The 16,434-nt window shown below is 74.2% G+C and carries 10 protein-coding genes and 1 tRNA gene; 5 read left to right on the top strand and 6 right to left on the bottom strand.

What is annotated here, in order from left to right; translation table 11 throughout:
* Nucleotides 1-64: 64 nt before the first annotated feature.
* The 4 genes from BL253_RS20635 to BL253_RS20620 form a co-directional block, all read right to left on the bottom strand.
* Nucleotides 65-1,240 (bottom strand): hypothetical protein, encoded by a 1,176-nt coding sequence (locus BL253_RS20635; RefSeq protein ID WP_081438490.1) that lies wholly within the window; start codon nucleotides 1,238-1,240, stop codon nucleotides 65-67.
* Nucleotides 1,237-4,593, bottom strand: coding sequence for an AAA family ATPase (locus BL253_RS20630; RefSeq protein ID WP_076818765.1), 3,357 nt, complete (start codon nucleotides 4,591-4,593; stop codon nucleotides 1,237-1,239). The genes BL253_RS20635 and BL253_RS20630 overlap by 4 nt, the downstream gene beginning before the upstream one ends.
* 156 nt (nucleotides 4,594-4,749) lie before the next feature.
* Nucleotides 4,750-5,922, bottom strand: a complete 1,173-nt coding sequence (locus BL253_RS20625; RefSeq protein WP_076818764.1) for an exonuclease SbcCD subunit D — start codon at nucleotides 5,920-5,922, stop codon at nucleotides 4,750-4,752.
* A 73-nt stretch (nucleotides 5,923-5,995) separates the two neighbouring features.
* The gene (locus tag BL253_RS20620; protein ID WP_096336053.1) at nucleotides 5,996-7,858 is read right to left on the bottom strand and encodes an ATP-binding protein; all 1,863 of its coding nucleotides are present in this window, start codon (nucleotides 7,856-7,858) and stop codon (nucleotides 5,996-5,998) included.
* Nucleotides 7,859-8,262: 404 nt separating this feature from the next.
* Between BL253_RS20620 and BL253_RS20615 the strand changes: the two genes are divergently transcribed.
* Complete coding sequence (locus tag BL253_RS20615; protein ID WP_081438493.1) at nucleotides 8,263-9,219, top strand: polysaccharide deacetylase family protein; 957 nt, start codon at nucleotides 8,263-8,265, stop codon at nucleotides 9,217-9,219.
* A gap of 186 nt (nucleotides 9,220-9,405) precedes the next feature.
* Here BL253_RS20615 and BL253_RS20610 read toward each other — a convergent pair whose 3' ends face one another.
* On the bottom strand, nucleotides 9,406-11,181 hold the full coding sequence (locus BL253_RS20610) for an N-acyl-D-amino-acid deacylase family protein (protein ID WP_076818762.1): 1,776 nt from the start codon (nucleotides 11,179-11,181) through the stop codon (nucleotides 9,406-9,408).
* 237 nt (nucleotides 11,182-11,418) lie between these two features.
* Here BL253_RS20610 and BL253_RS20605 point away from each other — a divergent pair, with 237 nt between their 5' ends.
* Complete coding sequence (locus tag BL253_RS20605; RefSeq protein ID WP_076818761.1) at nucleotides 11,419-12,192, top strand: ferritin-like domain-containing protein; 774 nt, start codon at nucleotides 11,419-11,421, stop codon at nucleotides 12,190-12,192.
* Nucleotides 12,193-12,253: 61 nt separating this feature from the next.
* Entirely contained in the window at nucleotides 12,254-14,011 is a 1,758-nt protein-coding gene (argS, locus tag BL253_RS20600) for an arginine--tRNA ligase (protein ID WP_076818760.1), read from the top strand.
* Nucleotides 14,012-14,620: 609 nt separating this feature from the next.
* Here the strand turns inward: argS and BL253_RS20595 are convergent.
* Nucleotides 14,621-14,692: transfer RNA gene (locus BL253_RS20595), tRNA-Arg, on the bottom strand.
* Nucleotides 14,693-14,816: 124 nt separating this feature from the next.
* Here BL253_RS20595 and BL253_RS20590 point away from each other — a divergent pair.
* Together BL253_RS20590 and BL253_RS20585 are read left to right on the top strand one after the other, a co-directional pair.
* The gene (locus BL253_RS20590) at nucleotides 14,817-15,203 is read left to right on the top strand and encodes a response regulator transcription factor (protein WP_076818759.1); all 387 of its coding nucleotides are present in this window, start codon (nucleotides 14,817-14,819) and stop codon (nucleotides 15,201-15,203) included.
* Nucleotides 15,204-15,363: 160 nt separating this feature from the next.
* Nucleotides 15,364-16,422 carry a DALR anticodon-binding domain-containing protein gene (locus BL253_RS20585; protein WP_076818758.1) on the top strand — a complete coding sequence of 353 codons (1,059 nt, stop codon included), beginning with the start codon at nucleotides 15,364-15,366 and terminating at the stop codon, nucleotides 16,420-16,422.
* Nucleotides 16,423-16,434: the final 12 nt, after the last annotated feature.

Here is a 16,434-nt window from a genome sequence, read left to right as displayed (position 1 = left end):
CGGGCCCCGCCGGGGTGCCTGCCCCTGTCAGGGGCAGGCACCCCGGCGGGGGCGGGCACCACTGTCAGCCGGCGGCGGCGCGGCGCAGCGAGCGGTAGAGAAGCTGGGCGTCGCCGAGGCGGCGGCGCAGCGCCCGTTCCAGCCCGGCGATGGGGTACAGGTTCTGGGGAGCGCGGCCGTCCTTGAACTCCTGGGAGGCGAACCGGGGAAGCACGGCCTGGCTCAGGTCGGCGAGCGCGACGGCCTCGTCGAGGGGCAGGTCGGCGCGGCACTCGACGCGGGCGACGCCGGCCCAGGGAGCACCCGGGCGGCTGGGAAGCCGCAGGTACCAGGTGAACCGGTCCCAGCTGGCGTCCCGGCGGTTGTTCAGCAGGAAGATCGGCGTGCGTTCCGCCCGGTCGAGCGTGCCGACGACGGCGTGCTGCGCCGCCGGCAGGTACTGGGTGTGGTGGGTCTTGACGAAGCCCAGCATGCGGGGCAGGCGGGTCCGGCCGCGCAGCGGGCCGTCGACGACGAGCAGGTCGTCCGCCTGCCCGGCGGACCGGTCGGCGGTGTGCTGGCTGGCCTGGCTGGCCTGACCGGCGTGGCCGTCCTGGCCGCCGAACCCCTCGCCGAACTCGCCCGGGAGGACGTCCGCGAGCGGATGGTCGTCGTCATCGACGGTCTGGACCAGCTCATGGGTACCGCGGGCCCTGGCGGCGATCCGCACCTCCAGCTCGAGCATCTCCTGCTGCAGCGCCAGGGTGGGACCGTCGGGGCCGTCCTTGGCCGTCCTGACGCGGTACCGGCCGCCGCCGGTGGTGAGGTCGACGGCGTGACTGGCGGCGGTGAACAGGCCGCGGCGGACATGGGCCCCCAGCAGGTGGGCGCCCTGACCGCAGCAGCAGACGACGCCGCAGGCGTACGAGGCGCAGATGGCCGGCGCGGCGGCGGTCGCCCGGCCGCCGCTCGGCGCGAGGTCATGGATCCACGCCCTCGCCTCGACCCGGCGCACTCCGTCCACGAACAGCACGGCCGCGGGCACGGCGACGGACCGTCCCCTGGCCGCGGGCACGGCCATGGGCCGCCACGCCGCCGCTCGGACCTCGAGGTTCACCTCCACGCGCGCGCTGGAGTCCGCGAGGTCATCCCCGGCCACGCTGGTGCCGTAGCTCGGGTCCCACGCGTCGACGCTGAACCGCATGCCCCGGGCGGCGAAAGGCGCCACGCCCGAGGCGATGGGGCCCGTGGTGGTCGTCAAGCGTTCTCCCTGGTGACAGTGGAGGTGCGCTGGTCGCGGCTCACCGCGAAACGGACGGGGACCCGTTCGGCCAGCGCGTGGACATGCGTGACGATGCCGACCATCCGGCCGGCGCCGCCCGCGCCGCCGCCGGCCAGGTTCTCCAGGGTCGTCGCGACGACGTCGAGCGTCGCGTCGTCAAGGGTGCCGAACCCCTCGTCGAGGAAGATCGAGTCGAGTCGCGCCGCGCCGGCGGCCGCCATCATCGTGAGCTGCGCGGACAGTGCCAGTGCCAGCGCCAGGCTCGCCTGGAACGTCTCCCCGCCCGACAGGGTGCGCACCGGGCGGCGGGAGTCGGCATCGGTGTGATCGACGACGATGAACTCGCCGTCCTCGTGGGTCAGCTCGAACTGCCCGCCCGACAGCTCCGCCAGCGTCAGCGACGCGTCGGCCACCAGCGTGTCCAGCGCCGCGGCGACCAGCCAGCGCTGGAACCCGTTCGAGCGCAGCAACATCCCGAGCTGGTGGGAGACCTGCTCGGCCTCCCGCGCCCGGGTCAGCCCGTCGCGCAGCCCGGCGGCCTCGGCGCGCCGCTCGGCGATCCGATGCCGGTCCGCCCGGGCTCGCTCCAGGGCCACGGACACCGCGCGCGCCGCGGCGTCGGCGGCCGCGGAGGCGGGCGGCTCGACTCCGTGCGCCGCGAGCAGCTCGGTCAGCGCGCGTGCCGCGCCGTCCCTCGCCTGTTCGGCGCGGCTGACGGCGTCGCCCAGGCCGGGCAGCCGCCGCTCCCGCGCGGCCGTCTCGGCGCCCGTCCATCCGGTGAGCGACGCCCAGTCGGCGAGTGGGTCATGGCCGGCGAGCGCCGGCGCGCCCAGCGCGACGACCCGATCGCGTGTCCCGGCCAGCACCGCGTGGGCCTCGCGCAGCGCGTCCTGGGCGAGGCGCAGCTCGGCGGCGGCGGTGTCGGCCTCGGCGCGGGCCGCGCGCAGCAGGTGATCGGCTTCCCTGGCCGCCCCCGCGCGCCGGTCCAGCTCGGCGAGCGCCGCCGCCACCTCGGCGGCGGCGGGAGCACCGGCGAGCGCGGCACGCAGCTGGGTGATCCGCGCGTCCAGGGACTCCAGCCGGCTGGCCACGGTGCGCTCGTCGTGCAGGGCCGCGACCTGGTCGCGCTCGGCCCGGTCGGCGGCGGACGAAGCCTGGGCGTGGGCGCGGTCGGCGGCGGTGAGGGCCTCGTGGGCGGCCGCCTCGCGGACCGCCGCGCCGCCGAGCTGCGTCGTCCGCTCGGCCGCGAACTCCCCGGCCCAGCCGACCAGCCGTGCCCAGCTTCCGGCCAGGTCCACCCCGGTCCCGCCGGTCCCGCCGGTCGGGTCGTCGGGCTCGTCGACGAGGCCGGGCGCGCCCAGGGCGACCAGCGGATCGCGGGCCGCCGCCAGCTCCGCGCGTGCCCGCGCGCCCGCCGCCGCGAGCCCGGCCGCCGCCCGGTCGGCCGCGTCCGCGTCCTGACGCGCCGCCGCCAGCTCGCGGGCCGCGTGCGCGGCGACCTGCTCGCGGCGGGCGATCTCGGCGAGACCCGCCGCGACGCCCTCCTCGTTCGGCGCGTCGGCGAGCCCGCGTCGCAGCTCGTCCTCGCGCTCGGTGAGCTGGCGCAGCCGAAGCCTGGCCTCGTACTCGGCCCGGCCGGCCTCGGCCGAGCGTTGCTCGCCGGCGTCCAGCGCCTTCCTGGCCGCGTCGAGCGCCGCGCGCGCCGACGCCAGCGCCGTCGGGTGAGCGGCGGCGGGCAGGGTGACGACCTCCTGCTCGCATACGGGGCAGGGCTCGCCCGCGACGAGGTGCGGGCGCAGCGCGGCGGCCAGGTCGCCCGTCTGGGCCCGCTCCAGCGCGGCGGCGGCGTCGCCGTGACCGCGGCGGGCATTGTCAACCGCTGTGATCGCCGCGTCCAGCGCGCGTCTCGCGGTCACATGCGCCCGGTCGGCCTCGGCGCGTGCCGGCAGCAGCCGGCCGAGCTCGTGATGCGCGTCGCGGGCGCGTTCCAGGGCCGCCCGGTCGGGAGCGGCGAGCAGCGCGGCCCGGGCGTCGTCGTCCGCCCGTTCCGCCGCCTGGCGGTGCCGCCCGGCCTCGGCGGCGGCGCGCTGGGCCGCGCGCAGCCTCCCCGCGGCCGCGACGACGCCCGGCGGGGTGCGCACGCTCGCCAGCAGGTCACGGTCGGCGCGCAGGCGGGCCACCTCGCCGGCCGCCTCCTGGGCCTGCCGGGAGGCCTCGTCCCGGGCGGCGGCCGAGGCCTCCCGGGCCTTGCGGGTCTCGGCGACCGCGGCGGTCACCCTGCCGAGGGCGGCACGGGCCGCGGCATGGGTCGCCTGGGCCTCGGGGTGGGCCGCGAGCAGCCGGGCAAGCTCCGCATGGTCGCGGCTGGCCTGTTCGAGCGGGGCGCGCTCGGGTGCCGCGGCCAGGTCGTCGCGGGCCGCGGTGTCGGCCCGCTCGGCCGCGTGCCGTCGCTCGGCCGCCTCGGCGGCGGCCCGGCTGGCCCGGGCCAGCCGGGAGGTGATCTCGACGACGCCCGCCGGCATCCGGACCGCCGCCAGCAGGTCACGCTCGTCGCGGACCCGGGTCAGCTCGGCCGCCGCCTCCTGGGCGGCCGCGGCGCTGGCGGCGGCCCTGGCGAGGGCGGCGTCGACCTTGCCGGCGACTTCGACGAGCGTGTCCACCCGGCCGGCGGCGCTCGTCTCCGCCTCCTCGGTGGCGTCGCGGTAGCCGGCCAACCGCTCGTCGAGCACCTCGGCTCGGTGCCGCTGCTCGGTGGCACGGTTGTTGGCCGCGACGCGGATCTCGTCGTAGACGCCGAGACCGAGCAGCTTTGTGAGGATCTTCTGCCGGTCGGCCGGCTTGGCGTGCAGAAACTCGGCGAAGTCGCCCTGGGGGAGCACGACGCAGGAGCAGAAGTGCTCGAAGCTCAGGCCGAGCAGCGCCTCGACGGCCCTGCTCACCTCGGAGTCCGCCGCGACCACCTCGGTCTGCTCGCCGGGCGCGCCGAGCCCCGCCGCGTCGGCGAGCCTCTCCAGCCGGGCATTGCGCACCGTGACACCGCCGCTGGCCATCCGGCGCAGCTCCCTGGCCGCCACATAGCGGCTGCCGGCCGCGTCGAAGACCAGGCGGACCGTGCCGCGCGCCACCGTCGGCGCGAGCGCCAGCGAGACCATCCGCCGGTCGTTCCACCGGGGCACCGACCCGTAGAGGGCGAACGTCATCGCGTCGATGACCGTCGACTTCCCGGACCCGGTCGGCCCGACGAGCGCGAAGTAGTCCGCGTCGGCGAAGTCCACCTCCGCCGCGTCCCGGAACGAGCCGAAACCGGCGATCTCCAGCAACACCGGCCGCATCAGCTCTCCCCCTCCGGCGCTCCTCGGTACCCGCGTCCTCGGTGCCCGCGTCCTCGGCCCTCGCCCGTCCCGGCCGCCGCTCGGCCGGCGTGCCCCGGCGAGCCGTGCCGACCGGCGCCGGCCTCCCGACCAGCGGCGACGCCCGGGGCCGTGGGGCTAACCATGCCGGTCGGCTCCGACAGTTTCGTCATGCAGGGCGGCGAAGAGTGCCTCGACCCGGTCGTCGGCGATGTTCTGCGTGCCGAGGTACTCGTGGAAGAGGTCCGACGGGCCGCGCTGCCCGTCCGCGGGGCGGCTGGGCCGTGAGCCGGTGGCCGCGGCGGCGAACTCCGGGTCGATGCGCACCTCGAGCGCGTTCGGCAGCAGCTCCCGCACCTGCTCGCGCAGCCCGGCGCGCGCGGGCTCGCGGACCCACACCCGCAGCAGCGCGTCGCCGTACTCGGCCGCCGCCTGGGCGAGCTCCGCCACGGTGCCGCGCACCGTCCGCAGCCGCCGCCCGGCCGTCACCGGGATGTCGACGCCCTTCGCCGGCACGCCCGGCGCCGCGTCGACGACCCGGACCACCGGCACGTAGTCCTCCTCGCCGAAGTCGACGGCGAGCGGGGAGCCGCAGTACTCCACCGGGCAGGGCGCCGGCAGCGTCTGCCGGCGGTGCAGGTGACCGAGCGCGACGTAGTGCGCGTCGGCGGGGAACGCGGTCGCCGGCACGTAGTAGTCGAAGATCGACTGTGCCAGCCGTTCGCCGCCGCCGAGCTTCCCGCCGGTCACCGTGAGGTGCGCGAGCACCAGGTTGACCGCGTTGTCGTCGAAGCCCTGCGAAAGCGCGGCGAGCAGGTCACGGACCATCTGGTCGTACTTCGCGGCGTTCTGCGCCGGCGTCTGGGTGACCAGCTCGGCGGCGCGCACCGCGTAGCGCTGCGACAGGAACGGCAGCAGGGCCACCCGCACCGGCTCACCGGTGCCACGGGCCGTGAACGGGACGACCCCGCCCTTCTCCGCCCTGCGCGCCGTGCCGACCATCGTGATCCCGGCCGCTCGCATCAGCGGCCGGTACGCCTCGAACGAGCGTGGGTGGTCGTGGTTGCCGGCGATCACGATCACCTCGGCGCCGGTGCCGCGCAGGCCGAGCAGGGTCTGGACGGCGAGCCGCTGCGCCTCCGCCGACGGCGCCGCCGAGTCGTAGACGTCGCCCGCCACCAGAACCGCGTCGACCTCGTGAGCGCGGGCGATGCCGACGACCTCGCGCAGCACCGCCTCCTGGTCGTCGAGCCGGCTGCGGCCCTTCAGGGACTTGCCGATGTGCCAGTCGGACGTGTGCAGAAACCTCATGGCGAGCGGTCCTTCGCGGCGCGGCCGGGCGCGGGGCGCGCCCGCCGGTGGACGAGCGGCGCGGTGGCGGTGGTCAGAACGGTGGTGGGTCGTCGTCGGGGTCGGGCAGCCGGCTGAACGGGTCCTGGCGGGACTGCGCGGGCACCGCCGGCCCGCCGCCGGGCGCGGGCGGCGCCTCCGGCCCGCCGTCGTCGCCCGCCTCCGACGGCCGGGTCGCCCAGGCCGGGAACGGGAACGTGATGGCCAGCGGGACGGGGATCTCCGGCTGGGTGACGAACATCGTGCCCGGCTTCGCCAGTGTCGCCCTGGCTCGCTGGCTGGGCGGCAGGAACCCGTACTCCGGCCGGGACGCCTCCGCCGGGTCGAGCCGGCCGACGATCCGGATCGCGCTGTTCGCGATGATCCGCCGTTCCACCTCGCTCGCCGTCTGCTGCGCGCCGACCAGGATGATGCCCAGCGACCGGCCGCGTTCCGCGATGTCGAGCAGCACCTCCTTGATCGGGCTGGTCCCGTCGCGCGGCGCGTACTTGTTCAGCTCGTCGAGCATCGTGAACAGCAGCCCGCCGGGGCCCGCGTCCTCCTTGCGCCGCATCTCCGCCGCGAGCACCACGCCGACGACGAACCGCTGTGCCCGCTCCGGCAGGTTGTGCAGGTCGACGACGGTCACCTGGTGGCCGGTCGTGCTGACCCGGCGGCCCGAGGTGTCCGGGATATCGGCCCGGATGACCGTGCGCAGCGCCCGCAGCGACGAGCGCAGCCGGCGCACGAACGCGTTCACCGTGCCGGCGCCGGTCGCCGGGCCGGCCCACTTCGCCCGCGCGCCCTCGTCGTTGACCCGGTCGATGACGAAGTCGACGAGCTCCTCGTAGGTCCTCAGGACCTGCCCCTCGACCTTGACGGYGCCGTCCGCGCCGAACGGGACCGCGTCGAGGCGCAGCCGGTTCGTGACCTGGTGGACGACCATCGTGTACTGCTGGCGGTCGTCCTCTGAGTCCGCGAAGGCGTAGGGGAGCAGCTCCTCCCGGCAGAACTCGAGCGGGGTCCACCAGAACGCGCTCACCCCGGAGGTCCGCGCCGCGACGTGCGGCCGGCCGGTGGTGTCGCCCGGCAGCGGCGGGGCGAAGAAACCGGCGGACGCGAACGGCTCGGCCGGCAGCCCCAGCCGGGCGTAGACCGCGCGGACCTCGTCGGTCAGCCGGATGTTCGGCCGGTCCAGGAACAGCAGGTCCTCGCCCTTGACGGAGAACACCAGCGCCTTGGCGTTCACCGCCGCCCGGCCGARCACGCCGCAGCGGAAGACCGAGTACAGCAGGAACAGCGCGAAGCTGGTCTTCGTCGCGACGCCGGAGATGCCGCTGATGGAGACGTGCGCGCCGCGGGTGCCGTCGAGGAACTCCAGGTTGATGTAGATCGGCGTGCCGTCGCGGCCCAGCCCGACCGGGACCTGGCGTTCCATCTGGTCGAAGTAGAGGGCGATCGCCCGCTCGTCGCCGGTCGCGCGCCGCACCAGCTCGCCCGGGCGGGGCGGGACGTAGATCTCCGGTTCCAGGCGTGTCGTCGTCACCTCGGCGATCTCCTGCACCTGGGCGGGCAGCACGCCCTCGGCGATCAGGAACACGTCCGAGTCGAAACTCGCGCCCTCGTGCCGCGCCTCGACCTGCGTGACCACCCCGGCCGTCATCACCGGCCCGACACCGGGCACGGTGCGGACCGTGACCACCACGTCGTCCAGCTGCAGGTAACTGCCCTCGTTCAGCGCGACGTGGAAGAGCAGCGGCGTGGCCTCTTCCGTGCCCATGACCCGCCCGACCGGGGGGTTGGCCGGCGCGGTGGCGGCGGCCGGGGCGCCCGGCGCGGCGGCGGCGTCGTCCGGGCGCGGCTGCCGCGCGCCGTTCGGCGGCGCGCCACCGCGACCACCGGCATCCGTCACCGTCACGGGTACGTCACCTCCACCGTCGCGCGGCCTGCCGGCCGGCGTTCGCTCGGCCAGGTACGCGTTCTCGTGCTCGGAGCGCGTCCGCCCGGACCGCGATCACGCCAGCCCCGCATTATCCGGCCGGCCACGGCCGAGGCGTGTTCGCCCGACTTCGGCGTGTCTTGCCGCATCCGATCCGGGGCCGCCCGGTACCCGAGCCGTGAAGCGCGCGTCGAGGGCACCATATGCCGTGTTCCGGACAGTTTCGCCGGCGCTTGGCTCTCGGCGTTTCGCCCGGGTCGTCTCCGCCAAGCCCATCGGTTCCGGACCCGCCACCTCCGGACCCACCACTCCCGGACCCGTCGCTTCCGGACCCGTCGTTGATCACGGGCAACCGCGCGGGCGAGGCGGACGTCAGACTCACCATGACGCGCGGACACCGCGCGGCCGCCTGGTGCGCACCGGTCTGCCTGGTCGTCGCGCTCGCGGCCTGCGGCGGCGATTCACCGGCCAGGCCAGCTCCCGGCTCGGCCACGGCCACGGCCACGGGTACGGCCGCCGTGACCGGGGTCGCTGGACCGGACGGCCCGAGCGCGAGCTCGTCGCGAGGCACGCTGGTGCCCAGCCCGTCCGCTGGACAGCCGAACCGGCCGACCACCGTGCCGGCCCTGCCGCCGCCGCCGCTGCCGACGCCGCGACGGAGCACCATTGGCCCTCCGCCACCGACGCCGGGGACAGGCCTGCCCGCGGGGGTGTTCGGCAAGGACTGGGAGCGCGTCCCGACGGACCGCAAGATCGTCGCGTTGACCTTCGACGCCGGCGCCAACGCGGACGGCGTCGCCCCGATCCTGGCGGCGCTCGCCCGGGAGCACGTCGCGGGCACGTTCTTCCTCACCGGGCAGTTCGCGAACAGCTTCCCGTCGAAGGTGCGCGACATCGCGGCGTCGGGCGGGCGGATGGGCAACCACTCGTCGACCCACCCGTACTTCACCAAGATCGACGACGTCGCGCTGCGCGGCGAGGTGCTGGGGGCCGAGCGCGACATCCTGGCGGCGGGCGGCAAGGACCCGCGGCCGTTCTTCCGCTTCCCGTTCGGGGACCGGAACGCGCATGACATCGCCGCCGTGAACGCGCTCGGTTATGTGCCGATCCGGTGGACGGTCGACACCCTCGGCTGGCAGGGCACCTCGGGCGGACGCACCGCCGCCTCCGTCGCCGCTCGCGTCCTGGACGCGCTCCAGCCCGGCGAGATCGTGCTCATGCACCTGGGCTCGCACCCGCAGGACCATTCGACGCTCGACGCCGACGCTCTGCCCGGCATCATCAGCGCCCTGCGCGACCGCGGCTACGCCTTCGCCACCCTGGACACCCTCCTCGGATAGCCGGTACCTCACCCCGCGCGCCCGGCGGCGCCCGGCGGCGCCGGGGTGATCAGGGGTCCTTGAGGCAGGTGGAGTGGGGGTCCAGATCCGGATCCGGATTCCCGTTCCACCTGCCTCGACGCGCCCACGCGGCGGGTTTCGCGCGGGCTCTCGCCCTTCCGGACACTCCCGGCCCGGGCCGCCTGGTCAGCGGGCGCCGCGGACCAGGCGGCCCGGGCGGGCACCGGTGTCGACGCCGTCCCGGCGGGTGACAGTGCCGGCGACCATGGTGACGGCGTAGCCGGAGGCGTCCTGGACGAGGCGGCGGCCGCCCGCGGGCAGGTCGTAGGCCATCCGCGGGGTGTGCAGGGTGAGACGGTCGAGGTCGACGACGTTGAGGTCGGCCCGCTTGCCCGGGGCGAGGACGCCGCGGTCGCCGAGGCCGAACAGGGCGGCGGTGTCGGCGGTCTGCTTCTTCACGACGTGCTCCAGCGCCAGCCGCTCGCCGCGGTGGCGGTCGCGGACCCAGTGGGTGAGCAGGAACGTCGGATAGGAGGCGTCGCAGATCATGCCGCAGTGGGCGCCGGCGTCGGACAGACCGGACACGCCGGCCGGGTGCGTGAGCATCTCGCGGATCACGTCGTGGCTGGCGTCGGCGTAGTTGAAGAACGGGATCATCAGCATCGACGTCGCCGGGTGATCGGTGCCGGCGGCCTGTTCCAGCATCAGGTCGTAGAGAGCCTCAAGGCCGCTGACGCCGCGCCGCCCGGCGATCGCGGCGACCGTCCGCTCACGGGTCGGTTCATAGTCGGGCGGGTCGCCCATCGCGTAGAGCCGGTCCAGGCTGAAGGCGATCATGTCCTTCATGCCGTCGAACTGCCTCGTCCGGTCGACGGGCAGGTCCTCCTCGGAGAGGATCGCCTTCCTGACCGCGGGCTTCGCCAGTTCGAAGCCGCGCTCCGCCGGGGACAGGCGCGCGAGAGCGCGGAACGACGGCCGGTGGGTGAAGGCGTGGTGGCCGGCGAAGCCGATGAGCATCCCGAACGGACGGGCCGCGATCTGCGGGTACAGCGGCGATCCCGCCTCGAACGCGGCGGCGGAGGTCTCCATCAGCTCACGCCACAGGGTTGGCGCGGCGTCGACCTGGAGCAGGGCGTAGGAGACGGGGCGGTCGATCTCCTGGGCGAGCCGGCGCATCCAGTCGAGCTCGCGTGCCGGCGCGACGAGATCCTCACCGGCGGAGCCGGTCGGCGCCAGCTCGAAGACGGCCCGCCCGCCGTGCGCCATCGCCCGGCCCAGCCCGAACAGCTCGTCCTCGGCGGCGTAGGTCCCCGGAACGGGCTCGCCGTTCATCGCCCGGTGCGCGACCGTCCGCGACGTGGAGAAACCAAGCGCGCCAGCCTCGACCGCCTCCTGGACGAGACGGGCCATCGCGGCGATGTCGTCGCCGGTCGCCGCCTCGTTGTGGGCGCCGCGGTCGCCCATGACGTAGGCCCGGACGGGCCCATGCCCGACCTGGACGCCGAAGTCGACGGCAAGCTCGCGTTCGGCGATCCGGTCGAGGTAGCCGGGGAAGGACTCCCAGCCCCAGGTCATCCCCTCGGTGAGCGCCGTGCCCGGAATGTCCTCGACGCCCTCCATCAGTTCGATCAGCCACGGCTCGCGGCCCGGGGTCACCGGCGCGAAGCCGACGCCACAGTTGCCGGACACCACGGTCGTGACCCCATGCGAACTGGACGGTTCAAGCAGCGAGTCCCAGGTGACCTGCCCGTCGTAGTGGGTGTGGATGTCGACGAACCCCGGAAGGACGTACCTGCCGGTCGCGTCGAGAGTCTCGGCGGCCTCGGTCCCGATTCCGCTGGATAAACCGTCGGACCGGCGTATGTCGACAATCCGCCCGTCCTTGACGCCGATGTCGGCGCGGAACGGCGCCGCCCCCGTGCCGTCCACCACCAGGCCGCCGACGATTTTCGAGTCCAGCATTCCGGATTCTCCACTTCGAGGCGGTTGACCTGGCGCGACGCCAAGGCGTCACCACATCGGTACCGAAGGAACATATACAATATCCACAGTGTGACTCGCATCGCCGTTCGAGGGAAGGGGCGGCCGGCCCGGGAACGGTCCCGCCCAACCCGGCTCCACCGCGGGCGACGAGACGACAACGGCGTCAGCAGACGGACATTTCTGGCCTTGACGGCAATTCGCCGTCAGCCTTGCCTCATGCCCGACGACGCGGCCCAGGGTTTCGACCGCTGGCGGTGCCGGTTCGAGGCCAACAGGCACCGGCGTGACCCGGACTGGAACCAGGGCGCCGAGATCCCGGCGGCGCTGGCGGCGAGCCTCGCCAGGTTCCAGGTCGGCGAGGGCGGCGACGGCGACGGGATGATCCGCGCCGCCACGCGCGCGGGTGCGGACTACCTCGCGGCCGCGCGGCTGTTCGTCGACGAGGAGCGCGACCACGCGCGGCTGCTCGGCCGGCTGCTCGCCGCCGGCGACCGGCCGGCCATCGCGGCGCACTGGAGTGACGCCGCCTTCCGGTCGCTGCGCTGGCGTGCCGGCCTGCCGCGTGAGGTGATGGTGCTGGCCGTCGCCGAGGTGTGCGCGCTGCGCTACTACCAGGCCATCCGCGACGGCACGGACGACCAGCTGACCCGCGAGGTCGCCGCGCGCATCCTCGCGGACGAGGAGGCGCACGTCCCGTTCCACATCCACCGGCTGCGCCTGGATCTCGCCAGCCTGCCCCCGCCGGCGCGCGTCGGCTCGCCGCCGCCTGGTGGGCGCTGGCCATCTCCTCCGCCACGGTGGTGGCCGTCAACCACCGCCCCGCCCTGCGGCTTCTCGGCGTCCCAACGGGGCGTTTCCTCATCGAGACGCTCAGGCTGTTCGGTTCCGTCAGCGGGGCGACGCTCGCATCCAGGCCTGCCGGAAACGGAACAACGGCCGGTTCCGGCGGGACCGGCGGGACCGGCGAGCGGCGCTGGACCGGTGGTGTGACCAGCCGAAACCCAGTTGGCGCGCCTGGAAGAATGGTGGACGACGAAGGAGGAGAGTCGCTGTGAGCAACCACGAGGTGCTGCCGCTGCTCAGCCAGGTCGCCGGCGCTGTGTCCGGGGCGATCGGCCGAGCGCGCCCCGAGCTCGCGGGAGCGGACCCCGTGGTACGGCGGTCGGAGCACGCGGACTTCCAGGCGAATGCCGCGCTGGCTCTCGCCAAGCGGGCGCGGGTCAGGCCGGCGGACCTCGCCGCCGAGCTGGTCGCGGCCCTGGGTGACGGGCCGATCGGCACGGTCGAGGTGTCCGGTCCCGGCTTCCTGAACATCAGGGTCCCCGACGCGGTGGTCTGGGGGCAGGTGGCGGCGCGGCTCGCGAGCTCTCGCCTGGGAGTCGGCCTGCCGGACGACGGCCGGCGGACCGTTGTCGACTACTCCGGGCCGAACATCGCCAAGGAGATGCATGTCGGCCATCTGCGGACGACGATCATCGGCGACAGCCTCGCCCGGGTCCTGGGTTTCCTGGGGGCCGAGGTCGTCCGGCAGAACCATCTCGGGGACTGGGGCACCCAGTTCGGGATGCTGATCCAGTACCTCGACGAGCATCCCGAGGCCGCCTKGCACCAGGACGAGCTGTCCGCCGGCACCTCGTCCGTGTCGGCCCTGGACGAGCTGTACAAGTCCGSCCGCAAGGAGTTCGACGCGGAGCCGGCCTTCGCCGACCGGTCTCGCCAGCGGGTGGTCGATCTTCAGTCCGGCGACCCGGCGACCCTGGCCAAGTGGAGGGAGATCGTCGCCGAGTCCGAGAAGGCCTTCCGGGTCATCTACGACCGCCTCGGCGTCCTGCTGCGGCCCGAGGACTCGGTCGGTGAGTCGTTCTACAACTCCCTGCTCGGGGAGACCATCGACGAGCTGGTGAAGGCCGGGCTGGCGGTGGAGAGCGACGGCGCCCTGGTGATCTTCTCCGAGGAGGTCGTCGGCCCCGACGACAGCCCGGTGCCGCTGATGGTCCGCAAGCGGGACGGCGGCTACGGCTATGACACCACCGACCTGGCGACGATCCGGCACCGCATTCACGACCTCAAGGCGACCCGGCTGCTGTACGTCACCGACTCCCGGCAGGCGCTGCACTTCAGGATGATTTTCGAGGCCGCCCGCAGGATGGGCTGGCTCACCGACGCCGTCGACGCCGAGCACGTCCCCTTCGGCACCGTGCTCGGCAAGGACGGCCGGCCGTTCAAGACCAGGGCGGGCGGCACCGTCCGGCTGATGGACCTTCTCGACGAGGCGGTCGCGCGTGCCCGCGCCGTCGTCGCGGAGAAGAACCCGGAGCTGGCGGCCGCCGACCTCGACCAGATCGCCGAGCTGGCCGGCATCGGCGCGGTCAAATACGCCGACCTGTCGACGTCGCGGCTCAAGGACTATGTCTTCGACCCCGACCGCATGGTCGCGTTCAACGGGAACACCGGCGTCTACCTGCAGTACGCGCACGCCCGGATCCGGTCGATCCTGCGGCGGGCGGGCGACCCCGAGGTGACCGTCGACCCAGGTGTGGCCCTTGAACCCGCGGAACGAGCCCTGATTCTCCGGCTCGACGGTTACAGCGCCACGCTGAACGAGGTCAGCACGACCCTCGAGCCCCACCGCCTGTCCGGGTACCTGTACGAGCTCGCGCGGGACTACACCACTTTCTACGAGTCCTGCCGCGTCCTCGACGCCGAGGAGCCGGTCCGTTCCAACCGGCTGGCCCTCTGCCAGCTGACGGCCCGCACCCTCGCCCACGGCCTGTCCCTACTCGGCATCACGGCGCCCGAGCGGATGTGACACGGAGCCCGTCGCCGGCGCGGCAGGCACCCGGACCGATCCGGGTGCCTGCCGCTCAGCAACCACCGTCCGTGGCGCCCGTCGGAGCGGGCCGGCGACGTACCGCGACCTCGGCGAGAAACGTCGCGCTCCGGAGAAACGCGAAGCCGGCGGTCTTGTCCGTGCCCGGTATCGGGATGTCCTCGTCCGCCAGGTAAAGGTCCAGCCAGACTGACCACAGGTATATGTAACCGTGATCAAGATCTAGACCGGCAACCAGGCCGCCGCTAAATCGCGCTTACGACCTGGACTTTCGCACCCGTCCCTCGGGGAGGCTCGTACAGCATCCACCACGTGGCGTGGGGTCCGGGGCTCGGCCCCGGAGCAAAATGGCGCGGGAGTCCGGGAGTAAACCCGAAGGGTTCGCGAACAGGCAATCCACCACATGGCGTGGGGTCCGGGGCTCGGCCCCGGAGCGAAATGGCGCGGGAGTCCGGGAGTAAACCCGGAGGGTTCGCGAACAGGCAATCCACCACGTGGCGTGGGGTCCGGGGCTCGGCCCCGGAGCGAAATGGCGCGGGAGTCCGGGAGCAAACCCGGAGGGTTCGCGAACAGGCAACCCCGATCGTGTGCCCCCGGCAGGATTCGAACCTGCGCACCTGCCTCCGGAGGGCAGTGCTCTATCCCCTGAGCTACGGGGGCGGACCGGCCGTCTGGACGGGGTGCTGGACCCCGTGCGCGGTTGCCCGGATCGCCTTGGCAACGAGGCATACCGTACCAGGTCCGAACGGCGGACCGGGAAGCGGGCGCGCCGTAAGCTTCCGGCGTGCACTTCGAACCTTTGCGTGTCCTGGTCGTCGACGACGACCCGGTGATCCGCCAGCTCGTGGTCGTGAATCTGGAGCTGGAGGGGTTCGAGGTCCACACCGCGGTGGATGGGGCGGACTGCCTGGAACGGATCCGTGAGATCGACCCGGCGGTGATCACCTTGGACATCATGATGCCGAAGGTGGATGGCTGGGAGGTCGCGAGCCGGCTGCGTGACGACCCGGCGACGGCGGGCATCAAGGTGGTCGTGCTCACGGCTCGCGCTCAGGAGGCGGACCTGCGCCGTGGCGCCCGCGTCGGCGTCGACTGCTACCTCACGAAGCCGTTCGATCCCGATGAGCTGATCGGTGTGATCCAGCGGCTCGCGGCCGGCCAGCCGGTCTGACGCGCCGGCTGGCGGCTGGCGTGGCCTGCACCGTCCGGCAGCCTGGTGTCCGATCTGGCATCGGCGACCGGTCATCGGCCGGTCGCCCGAGGGTGCCGATGTGATCTTGCCGGCCTCCTTGGTCACGCCGACTGTCCGGACGCGCCGATAGCATCGCGGCATGACCCCCGCCGACGTCGCAGACGCGATCGTGTCGGCCGTCCGCGACGTGGTCGCGGACGGTGCGATCGATGTCGCGATCCCGGCGACGGTCCCGGTGCGGCGCCCGAGGAACCCGGAACACGGCGACTACGCCTCGGCCGCGGCGCTGGAGCTCGCCAGGGCCGCCCGGCGCCCGGCGCGCGAGGTGGCGGATCTGCTGGCCGCCCGGCTGTGCCGGGGCTCCGGGATCGCCGAGGTCGAGGTGGCCGATCCGGGATTTCTCAACATCCGCCTGGCGCCGGCCGCGCTCGGTGAGCTGGCTCGCGTGATCGTGCGGGAGGGTGACGCCTACGGCCGTGCCGGCGGGCACTGGGGTGTCCAGGTGGATGCCGTGCTCGCCGCCGGCTCGGGGGAGCGGTCGCCGCTGGCTCTGGCGCGGCGGGCGGTGGTCGCGGACGCTCTCGCTCGGTTGCTCGCCGCCGCCGGCTTCGACGTCGTCCCCGCGCCTCCCGCCGGTCCCGTCGCCGTGGCGGCGCTGGCGGATCTCGCTGGCATCGTGGGGAGCGAGGCCGCGCGGTACCTGCTGGTGCGCTCGCCGCTGGACGTGCCGCTCGACCTGGACCTGGGCGTGGCCGCCCGGCAGATCCCCGAGAACCCGGCCTTCGACGTGCGATACGCGCACGCCGAGGCCTGCCGGCTGCTGCGCAACGCGGCCCAGCTGGGAATCCCGGCGGCGCGCGGCGGCGCGACGGCGCCGGAGGCCGCCGCGGTCCTGGAGGCCGTGGAGGTCGCGCTGCTGAGCCACCCGCGGGAGGGGGACCTGCTGCGGGCGCTGGGGGAGCTGCCGGGTGTGGTCACCTCGACGGCCACGTTGCGCGCGCCGCACCGGCTGGCCCGGTACCTGGAGGAGCTGGCCGGGGCCTACCACCGTTTCTACGACGCCTGTCGGGTACTCCCGCAGGGGGACGAGGAGCCGACGCCGCTGACCGGTGCCCGGCTGCTGCTGGTCGAGGCGACGAGGGTCGTCCTCGCGAACGGGCTGCGGATGCTCGGCGTCTCCGCCCCGCAACGAATGTGAGTGTGAGCTCGA

Origin of the sequence: Pseudofrankia asymbiotica, from assembly GCF_001983105.1 — a bacterium.
GTDB lineage: Bacteria > Actinomycetota > Actinomycetes > Frankiales > Frankiaceae > Pseudofrankia > Pseudofrankia asymbiotica.
Note: the sequence above shows the minus strand (reverse complement) of the source record. Positions and strands in the feature narration are given on the sequence as shown.

Coding starts and splice junctions, on each gene's coding strand:
- BL253_RS20585 (WP_076818758.1), top strand. CDS start 15,364: ATGACCCCCGCCGACGTCGCAGACGCGATCGTGTCGGCCGTCCGCGAC.
- BL253_RS20605 (WP_076818761.1), top strand. CDS start 11,419: ATGCCCGACGACGCGGCCCAGGGTTTCGACCGCTGGCGGTGCCGGTTC.
- BL253_RS20610 (WP_076818762.1), bottom strand. CDS start 11,181: ATGCTGGACTCGAAAATCGTCGGCGGCCTGGTGGTGGACGGCACGGGG.
- BL253_RS20630 (WP_076818765.1), bottom strand. CDS start 4,593: ATGCGGCCGGTGTTGCTGGAGATCGCCGGTTTCGGCTCGTTCCGGGAC.
- BL253_RS20625 (WP_076818764.1), bottom strand. CDS start 5,922: ATGAGGTTTCTGCACACGTCCGACTGGCACATCGGCAAGTCCCTGAAG.
- BL253_RS20615 (WP_081438493.1), top strand. CDS start 8,263: ATGACGCGCGGACACCGCGCGGCCGCCTGGTGCGCACCGGTCTGCCTG.